At 73.3% G+C, this 12321-nt stretch carries 10 protein-coding genes; 5 read left to right on the top strand and 5 right to left on the bottom strand.

All coding sequences use genetic code 11. The annotated features are described in order from the left end of the window. Window positions 1-521: Clp protease N-terminal domain-containing protein (locus tag HF577_RS26245; protein WP_281359865.1), on the bottom strand; the 521-nt coding region annotated here is incomplete at its 3' end. Window positions 522-619: 98 nt separating this feature from the next. On the opposite strand from HF577_RS26245, the gene HF577_RS26240 reads away from it, so the two are divergent. The 5 genes from HF577_RS26240 to HF577_RS26220 all read left to right on the top strand — a co-directional run bounded on the left by HF577_RS26240 (window position 620) and on the right by HF577_RS26220 (window position 6362). Then, complete coding sequence (locus HF577_RS26240) at window positions 620-1315, top strand: methyltransferase domain-containing protein (RefSeq protein WP_169398626.1); 696 nt, start codon at window positions 620-622, stop codon at window positions 1313-1315. 218 nt (window positions 1316-1533) lie between these two features. Beyond that, window positions 1534-2916, top strand: coding sequence for an MFS transporter (locus HF577_RS26235; protein WP_169398625.1), 1383 nt, complete (start codon window positions 1534-1536; stop codon window positions 2914-2916). 91 nt (window positions 2917-3007) lie between these two features. Further along, window positions 3008-4216, top strand: a complete 1209-nt coding sequence (locus HF577_RS26230; RefSeq protein WP_169398624.1) for an acyl-CoA dehydrogenase family protein — start codon at window positions 3008-3010, stop codon at window positions 4214-4216. Window positions 4217-4312: 96 nt separating this feature from the next. Further along, entirely contained in the window at window positions 4313-5071 is a 759-nt protein-coding gene (gene fabG, locus HF577_RS26225) for a 3-oxoacyl-ACP reductase FabG (protein WP_169398623.1), read from the top strand. 28 nt (window positions 5072-5099) lie between these two features. Then, the gene (locus HF577_RS26220; protein ID WP_169398622.1) at window positions 5100-6362 is read left to right on the top strand and encodes a DUF4032 domain-containing protein; all 1263 of its coding nucleotides are present in this window, start codon (window positions 5100-5102) and stop codon (window positions 6360-6362) included. A 19-nt stretch (window positions 6363-6381) separates the two neighbouring features. On the opposite strand, the gene HF577_RS26215 is transcribed toward HF577_RS26220, so the two are convergent. The 4 genes from HF577_RS26215 to cydB are packed head-to-tail and all read right to left on the bottom strand — an operon-like array spanning window position 6382 to window position 12311. After that, window positions 6382-7725 carry a GH39 family glycosyl hydrolase gene (locus HF577_RS26215; RefSeq protein WP_169398621.1) on the bottom strand — a complete coding sequence of 448 codons (1344 nt, stop codon included), beginning with the start codon at window positions 7723-7725 and terminating at the stop codon, window positions 6382-6384. Window positions 7726-7771: 46 nt separating this feature from the next. Continuing rightward, on the bottom strand, window positions 7772-9523 hold the full coding sequence (gene cydC, locus HF577_RS26210) for a thiol reductant ABC exporter subunit CydC (protein WP_169398620.1): 1752 nt from the start codon (window positions 9521-9523) through the stop codon (window positions 7772-7774). Then, window positions 9520-11310, bottom strand: a complete 1791-nt coding sequence (gene cydD / locus HF577_RS26205) for a thiol reductant ABC exporter subunit CydD (protein ID WP_169398619.1) — start codon at window positions 11308-11310, stop codon at window positions 9520-9522. The genes cydC and cydD overlap by 4 nt, the downstream gene beginning before the upstream one ends. Next, entirely contained in the window at window positions 11307-12311 is a 1005-nt protein-coding gene (cydB, locus tag HF577_RS26200) for a cytochrome d ubiquinol oxidase subunit II (protein WP_169398618.1), read from the bottom strand. Before cydB ends, cydD begins: the two co-directional genes overlap by 4 nt. Between the last annotated feature and the right edge of the window lie 10 nt (window positions 12312-12321).

Here is a 12321-nt window from a genome sequence, read left to right as displayed (position 1 = left end):
GGGCGGCGCGGGTCGAAGCCGGGCGGGCCACCGGGGGAGAAGCGGGCCTGGGCCAGCAGCCTGCCCGCGGCGGACTCCGAGTTGGCCGCGATCGCCAGCAGGATGTGCTCGGGGCCGATGTAGGACGACCCGAGCGAACGCGACACCTGGTGTCCGTCGAGCAGCGCCCGCTTCGCAGCGGGCGTGAGACTGGGCGGGCGGCCGGTGGGGTCGTGGCGCTGCAGGCGCTCGTCGAGCAGCCGGGCCATCGCGTCCGGGTCGACACCCGCCTGGCCGAGCCACTGCCGGGTCACCCCGATCCGGGTGGAGGCGAGCAGCAGGTGCTGCGCGTCGAGGTCGGTGTCGCCGCGGTCGACGGCCTCCTGCGCGGCGGCGGCGACGAGCTCGCGCGCTCCTGCGCTCATCAGCCGGGTGAGGTCGACCCGCCGCGGCCCGCGGGGGCCGCGGGCGCCGGAGCCGAGATAGCGGGCGAGGAACTCGTCGAACGAGCCGAGCTCGTCCGGTCCGGTGGAACCGGTCATCTCCAACACCTTCCGTCGGGTACGGGTCGCGCTGGAGCGTTCCCGTGGTACGGACCCCGAAACGGTTGCCGATGGTGACGGCGGGGTAGCGCAAGGGGATGGGAGGCGAGGCGCGGCAACAGGTGTGCGACGCGATCCTGGAGGACGTGGTCGGCGAGCTGGTCACCCACGACCTGCGGGTGCGCGGCCTGCGGGTGACCGCCACCGTGGACGGAGGGGTGGTGCACCTGCGCGGTGACGTGGACAGGGCCGAGCAGCTGGCCCTGCTCCGGCAGCTGGTGGGGCGCCTCGCGGGGGTGCACGCCGTGTGGGACCGCGTGCGGGTGGGCGGCCGGGACCCGGTGATCCTCGACCTGGGCTGCGGCGACCAGCGGCAGTACCCGACCACCATCGGCGTGGACCGCAGGCGGACGGAGTCGGTGGCCGCCGTCGCGGACGTCTCCCGGGCGCTGCCGTTCCGGGCGGGCTCCGTCGACCGGATCTTCGCGGTGCACGTACTGGAGCACATGATCGACTTCCTGCCGCTCATGGACGAGTGTCACCGCGTGCTGCGTCCCGGCGGTGTGCTGCACGTGCTCTCACCGTGGTGGAAGCACGTCAACGCGGTGGCCGACCCCACCCACGTGCGTCTGCTCGACACCCAGACCGTCAAGGGGATCTGCGCCGGGCCCGGCCGCCCGGCGTGGCATCCCCTGCACGTGAGCCGGGACGAGTCCACGGTGTTCGCCGACCTCACGCCCGCGGCTGCCGGCGACGTCCCGGACCCGCGCCGGCTCGCCTGGTTCTTCGACTGATGCCGAGTCCGCCCCTGCCGCGTCATGGACACACAAGGCGGCTCAGGGCGCACGGGAACAGCAACACGGGACCACAACGCTGTCACCGCGGCATCGAGAGATCCTTCGGCGTGCGCCCGCGCCGGGATTGCGCTTTCCTTCCGGGACGAACCGGTCGTAACGTACGCGGGCCGGTGCGAGACGCAGTTCCCTGTGACGGAACGCCCCGAGGAGACGCGATGACGACGCCCCGTTCCGACGACGCAACGGGAACCCCGCTCGACGACGTCACCCCCGTCGAGCCGGCCGCCCCCGCTCCCGCCGTCACCACGCCCGTCGAGCTGCGCCGGGTGGTCAGCGGCTCGCTGGTCGGTACCGCACTCGAGTGGTACGACTTCTTCATCTACGGCACCGCTGCCGCGCTGGTGTTCAACGTCCTGTTCTTCCCGCAGTCCGACCCCGCGGTGGGCACGCTCACCGCGTTCGCGACGTTCGGTGTCGGTTTCGTCTTCCGGCCGCTGGGCGGCATCCTGTTCGGCCACATCGGCGACCGGATCGGCCGCCGCGAGACCTTGATCATCACCACACTGGTGATGGGGGTGTCCACCGGTGTGATCGGACTGCTGCCCACCTACGAATCGATCGGCGCGTGGGCGCCGGTGCTGCTCGTCCTCCTGCGGGTTATGCAGGGCCTCGGCGCGGGTGCCGAGTTCGGTGGCGCGTCCACCCTGCTCGCCGAGCACGCACCGGCTCACCGCCGCGGCTTCTACACCTCCTTCGCCCAGACCGGGGTGCAGATCGGTCTCGTGCTGGGCACGGTCGCGTTCCTGCTGGTCGGCATGCTGCCCGACGAGCAGCTGTTCTCCTGGGGCTGGCGCGTGCCGTTCCTGGTGAGCTTCCTGCTCATCGGGGTGTCGCTCTACGTGCGGCTGCGGGTGGCCGAGTCGCCGGTGTTCCGCGCCCTCACCGCCGGGCAGCAGGTCGTCAAGGCGCCGGTGCTGGAGGCGCTGCGCCGCTACCCGCGCAACCTGCTCATCGGGATCGGCGCCCACATCGCCGACACCGCGGCCGTGTACCTGTACGCGACGTTCACCGTCTCCTACGCCACGGGCACCCTGGGCATCCCGCGGGGCACCGTGCTCACCGGTGTCATCGTCTTCGGTGTCGTGGTGATCATCCTGCAACCCGTGTACGGAGCGTTGTCGGACCGGATCGGCCGCCGGCCGCTCAACATCTTCTCGGTGGTGTTCACCGCGGCCTTCGCGTTCCCCTACTTCCTGCTGCTGCGCACCGAGGAGCCCGTGCTCGTGGTGCTCGCGTTCGTCGTCGCCACCGCGTTCGGGCTCGCCCCCATGATCGCCGTGCAGCCCGCCTTCTACGCCGAGCTGTTCGGCGCGCGGGTGCGCTACACGGGCTTCGCCACCTCGCGGGAGATCGGGGCCGCGCTGGCCGGTTTCACCCCGCTGGTGGCCGCGGCACTCGTGAGCGCCGCGGGCGGAGCTCCCTGGCTGGTGGCCGGCTACCTCATCGTCCTGTGCCTGATCTCCCTGGTGGCGTTCGTGGCGGCGCCCGAGATGAAGGACATCGACATCGCGGCGGCGGGGCCGGCAGGCGACCGGTGACCCACCTCGGCCCGGGCTGACGGCGGTCCGCGTCGGGTGTCATGATCGAGAGGAGAGTTGACAGTTCAACTACTTTACCCGGAGATCACTCGTGCCGAACGAGAACGACGCCACCGATGACCATGCGTCCTCTGCACTCGCGGATCTGCTCGCCCGGGTCGAGAGCCTGCGCCCGGTGCTGGCGGCCAACGTGGGACAGGGATCGAGCGACCGGCGGGTGCCGCCGGAGAGCATCGCGGCGCTGACCGGCGCGGGCGCGTTCAAGGTGATGGTCCCGCGGCGCTACGGGGGCTACGAGCTGGGCGTGCGCGCGCTGCTCGACGTGAGCGCCGCAGTGGCGGTGGGGGACGGCGGCGCGGGCTGGGTCACGTCGCTGACCGGGGTGTGCGCCTGGATGGTCGGCCTGTACTCCGGCAAGCCCCAGGACGAGGTGTTCGGCGCTGACCCGGACGCCAGGGTGTGCGGGTCCGGTTCTCCCATCGGCACCGGCGTGCAGGTCGAAGGCGGGTGGCGGGTCTCCGGCCGCTGGCCCTACATCTCCGGGTCGCTGCACGCCGGATGGGCCACGCTCGGTGTCCTGGGCTCGGACGGGTCCGGGCAGCCGGCCGGTCCGGCCATGGCACTCGTCCCGATGGCGGAGTGCACGCTGGAGGACACCTGGCACACCGCCGGGATGCGGGCGACCGGGAGCAACACGCTGGTGGTGCAGGACGTGTTCCTCCCGGACCACCGCGTGCTGTCGGTCTCCCTCGCCGCCGAGAGCCGGTACGCCTCGGAGTACGGCGGCGAGTCGGTCTACCGGGCCGCGTTCCTGCCCACGGCGACGCTGGTGCTGGTCGGTCCGTTGCTGGGGCTGGGCCGGGCGGCACTGGAGTACGTGCGGGAAGCGGCCGGGCGCAAGGGGATCGTCGCCACGACGTTCGCGCGCCAGGCCGACTCCGCGGGGTTCCGGATGCAACTCGCCGAGGCCGGAATGACGATCGACACCGCTCACCTGCACGCCCATCGCGCGGCCGCCGACATCGAGGACCATGCCGCCCGCGGCACCCACCCCGACCAGCTCGCCCGGGCCAGGATCCGGGCCGACACCGCCTGGGCGGCCGAGCACGTCGTCACGGCGCTGACCCTCCTGCTCGACGCCCACGGCTCGGGCGGATTCGCGGAGTCGAGCCCCCTGCACCGGATGTGGCTCGACGCGAACGTCGGAGCGCGCCACGCGTTGATCAACCCGGCCGTCAGCAAGGAGATCTACGGCAGGGCGCTGCTCGGGGTGGACATCGACATCGTCGCCGCATTCTGAGCGGCACCCCCCGGGCTTGGCTCCGTGCGGGACGCGGGTGAGACTCGATATCGACCTCGTCGAGTGGAAGAGGGTCGCCGAGTGGAAGAGGACCAGATGACCGACAACGCCCGCGTGGCGATCGTGACCGGAGGGGCCCGCGGGATCGGTGCGGCCACCGCGCTGCGGCTGGCCCGTGACGGCCTCGCGATCGCGGTGATCGACCTGGAGGAGGCCGCGGCCAAGGCGACGGTCGACGCCATCGAGGCCGACGGCGGACGGGCCCTGGCCGTGGGCGCCGACGTGGCCGACGCCGGTCAGGTCGAGGCCGCGGTCACCCGCGTGGCCCAGGAGCTCGGCGCGCCGACCGTGCTGATCAACAACGCCGGCGTGACCCGGGACAACCTGCTGTTCAAGATGTCCGAGCTGGACTGGGACACCGTGATGGGCGTGCACCTGCGCGGCTCCTTCCTCATGGCGCGCGCGGTGCAGAAGTACATGGTGGAGCAGCGCTTCGGCCGCATCGTCAACCTGTCGAGCACGTCGGCGCTGGGCAACCGCGGCCAGGCCAACTACTCCACCGCCAAGGCCGGTCTGCAGGGCTTCACGAAGACCCTCGCGATCGAGCTCGGCAAGTTCGGCGTCACGGCCAACTGCATCGCCCCCGGCTTCATCGTCAGTGACATGACCAGGGCCACGGCCGAGCGGATCGGGGAGGACTGGGACACGTACGTGGCCGCCCGGGCCGCCCAGATCCCCGTGGCCCGCGCCGGTCAGGTCGAGGACATCGCGCACACCGTCTCGTTCTTCGTGAGCGAGGGCGCGGGCTTCGTCTCCGGCCAGGTGATCTACGTGGCGGGTGGTCCAAAGGCCTGAACCGTCCCGCCCCCCGGATACTGGGCCGGTGCGTTTCATCTTCCGCCCCCCGGCCGCCCACGCGGCCGGGCTGGTGTCGTTGCCGTGGGAGCAGCCCCTCGAGGACTGGGTCGACGACCGGATCCTCGAGGTGGCCCACCGCGGCATCTCCCGGCACGTCGTGCGGTTCGTCGAGGTGGACGGGCTGGTCTACGCGCTGAAGGAGATCGACGAGCGGCTGGCCCGCCGGGAGTACCGGCTGCTCGGCGAGCTCGAGGCGATGGGCATGCCGGCCGTGTCGGTGCTGGGTGTCTGCGTGGAGCGGCCCCCGGTCGACGGGATCGAGCAGGACGCCGTGCTGGTGACGCGGTTCCTCGACTACTCGATGTCCTACCGCTACGTCTTCTCCCACGGGCACACGAGCAGGCCGACCGACCAGCTCGTCGACGCGATGGTGGAGCTGCTCGTGCGGCTGCACCTCGCGGGCCTGTTCTGGGGCGACTGCTCGCTGTCCAACACCCTCTTCCGCCCGGACGCCGGCAGCATCGCCGCCTACCTCGTCGACGCCGAGACGGCCGAGATGCACCAGGTCCTGTCCGACGGACAGCGGCGGTTCGACATCGACTACGCGGCCGAGCGGGTCGGCGGGGAGCTGTTCGACCTGCAGCACGGGGGCCTGCTGCCTGCCGACGTCGACCCGGTCGAGATCGCCGCGGAGCTGCCCCGGCGCTACAACGCGCTGTGGGAGGAGCTCACCAGGGAGGAGCGGTTCCAGCCCGACGAGCAGCGCTTCCGCGTGGCGGAGCGGGTGAACCGCATCAACGAGCTGGGCTTCGACGTCGACGAGATCGAGCTGATCACCACGCCCGACGGCACGCTGCTGCGGGTGCACACGCGGGTGGCGGAGGCGGGCAGGCACCGCGACCAGCTGTTCGCGCTCACAGGGCTGCAGGTCACCGAGAACCAGGCGCGGCGGCTGCTCAACGACCTGGTGAGCTACCGCGGCTACCTCGAGCAGAAGGAGGGCCGTCCGGTGCCGGAGACAGTGGCGGCCCACCGGTGGCGGTCCGAGGTCTACGACCGCGTGATGGCGTTCGTCCCTGAGTCGCTCGCCGACCGGCTGGCGCCCGCCGAGGTGTTCCACGAGATCCTGGAGCACCGCTGGTTCCTCTCGGAACGGGCCGGCAAGGACGTCGGCACCACGGCGGCGGCGAGGTCGTACGTGACGCGGATCCTCCCGCGCACCCCCAGCACGCTGACCGTCCTGCCCGGGGAGGACGACGCGCCCGCCGCCGTGTCGCGCCGCGCGTAGCCGCGGCCGCGAACGGGGGTCAGGGGACCCGGGGGGACAGCAGCACCGCCCACGGCGGCAGGGACTCGGTGCCGGTGAGCTCGATCGGCTTCGCCGTGAGGTTGACCAGCAGGAGGCCGTCGGGGGCCCGGAACGCGAGCATCGGCAGGTTCGGCGAGTGCCCGACCGAGACGTCACCCGATGCCAGCCGGGGCACCAGCCACTGCCAGGGCGCGGTGAGCGGGGTGGGGCGCCCGCCGTCGGACTTGGTGCTGTCGGTCCAGAGCGCGGAGAACCCGAGGTCGGCCCCCTGCGGCCCCCACAGCAGCGCGACCGACACGCCCGACTGGGCGTAGGCCGCGAGTACGGCGAGGGTGGACGCCGCGCTGGCCTGGCTCGTGGGGCCCCCGTCCTCGCCGGAGGGCACGTCCGGGTAGAACTCCGCCCACCACACGGGTAGCGGGCTGCGCTGCCTGATCCAGGCGGTCAGGTCGGCGAACTTGCGCGCGGCGGCGTCCGCCGGTGCCGCGACCGTGTCGTTGCGGGTGGCCGTGCCGCCGTCCACCGCGATGAAGTCGGCGCCCACGTTGTTGGCCAGCCAGTAGTCCACCACGTCGAGGGCGCGCTGATCGGCCACGCCCCACGGGCCCCGCACGTCCGAGGAGTCGGGCGACCCGGGGTCGAGGCTGGTCATCACGACGTAGGGCCCGCCCACCTGCACGTCGGGCCGCACCGCCTTCACCGCCGTGTAGACCTTGTTGTAGAGCTCGGTGTAGCCCTCGTAGTCCCAGCGGTTCAGTGCGCTGTTGTAGAAGCCCTTGAGCTCGTTCCACACGAGCACCCGCTCGATCTGCGGGTAGCGCTGCACCGCCTGGGCCGCCAGCGCCGCGAAGTCGTCGAAGTGGGCGGGCTCGGGGGCCGTCTCCAGCTGGGACCAGTCCGTCTCGCCCGGGGCGCCGCCCTTCATCCAGTCCGGCGAGCAGCACAACGTGAGCACCGTGCGCCCGCCGGTGTCCTTCACGAGCTTCATGCGCTGGTCGAGGGTGGACCAGTCGTACTGGCCGGGTGCGGGCTCCGGGTTGAGCGTGCCGAAGCCCATCAGGTGGACGTTCTGCCAGATGGCGCCGTTGTTCTTCAGCACGGCGACGCCGCGGTCGCGCGCCTGTGCGGGCTCCTCGGGGTCGAGGCTCTCCTGCGTGTGCGTCACGCCCAGCTGGAGCGGGGCGGCCTGCTTCTTCCAGTTCCAGTCGGCACCGAGCCCGATCGCCTTCAGCGTCTCCTGTGACAGGTTCACCGGCCCCGTCGGCGCGACCGCACCGGATGAGCAGGCGACCAACGCCAGGGTGAGCGCCACCAGAACGGCGGCGAGGTGGGCACGACGCACGACGAACCTCATCCGGGGGTCAGCGAGTTGGGGAGGAGTTCCGACCCTATCGACTGCAGAGTGCCGGACCGCCGCTGTGGCCGGACTGAGAGGGGAGGCCGGCGTGATATCCACCCGGTAGGGCGCTGAGCTGCTCAGGTGCTCCGCGCCGGACGACCCGGCCGCCGACCATTACGACGATCTGGTCGAACCGGTCGAGCCTGCTCAGGTCGTGCGTGATCAAGATCATGGTGTGTCCGGTGGTCGCGGCGAGGAGGTCGTCGAGCACCGCATCGCGCGTCTCCGGGTCGAGGTGGGCGGTGGGCTCGTCGAGGACGAGCAGGTCCGGTTCGACGAGCAGCGCGCGGGCCAGCGCGAGCCGCTGCCGCATGCCGCCCGAGAGCCGGGTGCCGTGCGTGCCGACCTCGGTGTCGAGGCCGCCTGCGGCGTGGACGTCGGAGGCGAGCCGGACGCGTTCCAGCACGTCCCACAGTTCCGGGTCCGACGCGTCGGGCCGGGCGAGCCGCAGGTTCTCCCGGACGGTGCTGGCGAAGACGTGCGGGTCCTGCGGCACCCCGCTCACGCGGGCCCGCACGGTGTCCGGCTCCTGGGTGGTGATGTCGACCCCGTCGAGGAGGACGGTGCCCTCGTCCGGGTCGCGGAAGCGGAACAGCACGTCGGCGAGGGTGCTCTTGCCCGCCCCGCTCGGGCCCAGCACGGCGATGCGCCGTCCCGGGGGGACGTCGAGGTCGACCCCGTCGAGCGCCCACGGCTCCGCCGGCCCGTAGCGGACGCGCAGCCCGGAGATACGCAGGCCGCGTTCCGGGAGGACCGGCCGCGCCGGACGGACCTCGACCGCGGGTGGCGTGTCGAGAACGTCGAACAGCCGGACGCCCGCCGCCCGTACGGCGCCCAGCCGGGCCGCCGCCCCGGGCAACGGGGCGACGATCTCGAACGCGGCGAGCGCCGTGAGCACCAGGACGGCCAGCGGTACCGCCCCGAGCGTGCCGCTCCCGACGGCGCCGACGCCCAGCAGCAGCGTGCCCCAGAGCGTCAGCCCGGCGATGAGCGCCGACGCGCCCGCCCCCAGCCCGAGCAGTCCGGCGTCGCGCCGCTCCACGCGGGTGAGCTCGGCGCCGGCCTCCTCGACGCGGGCCAGCGCGGCGGGCATCGCCCCGTAGACGACGAGGTCGGGAGCGCCGTGCACCACGTCGACCACCGCGGTGGACAGCGCCGCCCTGGCGGCGGCGCGGCGGCGGCCCGGTTCGCGTCCTGCCGCCGCCGCGACCAGCGGGACGGCCAGCCCGGCCAGGACCAGCCCGGCCGCGAGCAGCACGCCGCCGGGCACCAGCAGCGCCGTGGCAACGGTGACGACACCTGCCCCGGTGACGAGCGCGGCCAGCGGCGGGGTGAGGCCGCGGACGAGCAGGTCCTGCGTCGCGTCGGTGTCGCTGACCAGGCGTGTCACCAGGTCGCCGGTCCGGAAGCGGTGGATCGGCTCGGTGCGCGCGAGGCGCGCGTACACGCGTACCCGCACGTCGGCGAGTGTCCGCAGCGCGGCGTCGTGGGTGACCAGGCGCTCGAGGTAGCGGGCGAGCCCCCGGGTGACGCCGAGCGCGCGGGTGGCGACCACGGCCACGCTCAGCGCGGTGATCGGCGGGTGGGTCGCCGCGGTGGCGATGAGCCAGGCCGCCACGACGAGCAGACCCACCCCGGCCGCGGTGGCCGTCGCGCCGGCCAGCACGCCGAGCGCGAACCGGGATCCCCGGGGGCGGGCCAGCGCGATCATGCGGGTCAGCGGTCCCCGCGTGCGTGTCATCGGGCCGCTCCCGCCGGCAGTGCTGTTCCCACCGGTGCGGCGATCCGTCCGGCGTCCAGGTGGACCACCTCGTCGGCGAGGTCCGCCCAGCCCGCGTCGTGGGCGACGATCACGCCCGTGTGCCCGCTGAGCAACCGGGCCACGCCCGCGCGCACGGCCGCAGCGTTCTCCGGGTCGAGGTGAGCGGTCGGTTCGTCGAGCAGCACGATCGGGGCCACGGCGGCGTCGCCCTCCTGCGCGGTCTCCTGGCGCAGGAACGCCCTGGCCAGTGCGATGCGCTGGCCCTGACCGGCCGACAGCCTGCTGCCGCGCTCGCCGAGCCGGGTCGCGTAGCCGTCGGGGAGGGCGGCGATCAGCTCCTCGGCCTCGGCCAGCCGGGCGGCCCGGCGCACGGCGGCGTCGGAGGCCTCGGGGGCGCCGAGGCGGATGTTGTCGGCCACCGACGCGTCGAACAGGTAGGGCCGCTGCGGCACCCACGCGATCCGGCGCCGCCACTCCTGCGCGGGCACGTCCCGCAGGTCGACGGGCTCCTCGCCCGGTGCGCCGACCGTGATCCGCCCCGCGGACGGCTCGGTGAACCGCAGCAGCAGCGACAGCAGGCTCGTCTTGCCCGCCCCGCTGCGCCCCGTGACGAGCACGGTGGCACCCGGCCGCAGGGTCAGGTCCACTCCGGCCAGTGCGGGCTCCGACCGTCCGGGATGGACGAAACCGACGTCGTGGAAGCGGATCTCGGGAGCGGGCCCGGGCCGTGCCGCAGTTCCGGGCGACTCGCGCGCGGGAACCGGGCGACTCGCGGGAAGTACCCGCGAGTCGCCCGGTTCGGGGGTGTGAGTCGCCCCGGTCCGGGGGCGCTCCAGCGCCGCGAAGACCTGCTCGGCGGCGGCCAGTCCCTCGGTGCTGGCGTGGAAGCGCGCGCCCACCTCGCGCAGCGGCAGGTAGGCCTCCGGCGCGAGGATCAGCACGAGCAGGGCGGTCTCCAGGTCGAGGTGGCCGTAGAGCAGCCGCAGCCCGACCTCCACGGCGACGAGTGCCACGGCGAGCGTGGCGAGCAGTTCGAGCACGAAGGCCGACAGGAACGCCACTCGCAGCGTCCCCATCGTCGCGGTGCGGTGCTCCTCGGTGACGCGCCGGATCAGCGCGGCCTCGGACTTCGCCCGGCGGAACAGCGCCAGCGTCGGCAGGCCCTCGACGACGTCGAGGAAGTGGCCGCCGAGCCGCTCCAGCAGCCGCCACTGCCGGCGCGTGCGGGCTTGGGTGTGCCAGCCCACGAGCGCCATGAACAGCGGGATCAGCGGCAGGGTCAGCGCGATCACCAGCGCGGAGAGCCAGTCGGCCCGCACCACCACGACGAGGACGGCCGCCGGCACGAGCACGGCCAGCACGAGCTGGGGCAGGTAGCGGGCGACGTAGTCGTCGAGGGCGTCCAGGCCCCGCGTGGCGAGCGTGACGAGCTCGCCCCCGTCGGCCGTCGCGGGGTCGCCGCCCGCGACGTGCCGGACGAGGCGCCTGCGCAGGTCGGACTTCACCACAGCCGCGCTGCGCAGGGCCATCGTCTCCGCGCCCGCGGACAGGGCCGCGCGGACCAGCGCCACGAGCGCGACGGCGCCGACGGTGCCCGCGAGCGCCTGCGCGCCGATCCCCGCGCCCGCTCCGGCCACGGCGTGGGCCACCAGCCAGGCCTGCAGCAGGATCAGCCCCGTGGCGGCGGCGCCGCAGGTGACCGTGACCGCCAGGTGCACGCGCACCGCGCGGGTGGTGCGGACCAGCCGGGGGTCGAGGGGTCTCATGCGACGTGCGCCCTGGTCACCCGGCGCCGGAACACCCAGTAGCTCCACGACTGGTAGGCGATCACCACGGGCAGGAACACCGCGCCGATCCAGCTCAGCACCCCCAGCGTGTAGGGCCCCGACGCGGCGTTCGCGATCGTGAGGTCGAACGCCGGGCTGACGAGCGACGGGAGCACGGCCGGGAAGAGCGAGCCGAACAGCGTGGCCGTGAACGCCGCGACACCGACGGCCGTGGCCGTGAACGCCCAGCCCTCCCGGCGGCGCAGCGCGAGGACGACCCCGGCGAGCACGGCGGCGACCGTGACGACGGCCGGCACCGCCGGCACGCCGTGCGCGGTGCCGGTCCACAGCAGGAACCCGGTCAGGGCCACCAGCGCGACGGGGCCTGCCGTGCGCGCCGTGACGCCGGCGCGGTGGCGGACCGGGCCGTCGGTCTTGAGCGCGAGGAACACCGCGCCGTGCAGCACGAACAGCGTCAGGGTGGTGAGCCCGCCGAGCAGCGCGTACGGGCTCAGCAGGTCGACCAGCCGCGAGGTCACCACGCCGTCGGGCCCGAGCTCGACGCCGCGGACGATGTTGGCGAACACGACGCCCCACAGGAACGCGGGCACGGCGCTGCCCGCGATGATCGCGGCGTCCCAGCGGGCGCGCCAGCGCGCGTCGTCCACCTTCCCGCGGTACTCGAACGCCACGCCGCGGCCGATGAGGGCCAGGATGATCAGCAGCAGCGGGAGGTAGAACCCGCTCAGCGTGGCGGCGTACCAGACCGGGAACGCCGCGAACATGGCGCCGACCGCGGTGATCAGCCAGACCTCGTTGCCGTCCCAGACCGGGCCGATCGCGTTGATGACCACGCGCCGGTCGGCCTCCCGCTCGGCGGGGTCGGTGCCCCTGCTGAGCACGGGAAGCAGCATCCCGACGCCGAAGTCGAAGCCCTCGAGCACGAAGTAGCCGGTCCAGAGCACCGCGATGGCGACGAACCAGATGGTCGGGAGATCCATGACTCTCCTC

The sequence above is a fragment of the Pseudonocardia xinjiangensis genome (assembly GCF_012911925.1).
GTDB classification, from domain to species: domain Bacteria; phylum Actinomycetota; class Actinomycetes; order Mycobacteriales; family Pseudonocardiaceae; genus Pseudonocardia; species Pseudonocardia xinjiangensis.
This window is presented reverse-complemented; position numbering and strand designations above follow the sequence as displayed.

What these genes read in the sequence shown, in the direction of transcription:
- HF577_RS26235 (WP_169398625.1), top strand. Translation starts at nt 1,534, where the DNA reads ATGACGACGCCCCGTTCCGACGACGCAACGGGAACCCCGCTCGACGAC.
- cydD (WP_169398619.1), bottom strand. Translation starts at nt 11,310, where the DNA reads ATGAGACCCCTCGACCCCCGGCTGGTCCGCACCACCCGCGCGGTGCGC.
- cydC (WP_169398620.1), bottom strand. Translation starts at nt 9,523, where the DNA reads ATGACACGCACGCGGGGACCGCTGACCCGCATGATCGCGCTGGCCCGC.
- HF577_RS26240 (WP_169398626.1), top strand. Translation starts at nt 620, where the DNA reads ATGGGAGGCGAGGCGCGGCAACAGGTGTGCGACGCGATCCTGGAGGAC.
- fabG (WP_169398623.1), top strand. Translation starts at nt 4,313, where the DNA reads ATGACCGACAACGCCCGCGTGGCGATCGTGACCGGAGGGGCCCGCGGG.
- cydB (WP_169398618.1), bottom strand. Translation starts at nt 12,311, where the DNA reads ATGGATCTCCCGACCATCTGGTTCGTCGCCATCGCGGTGCTCTGGACC.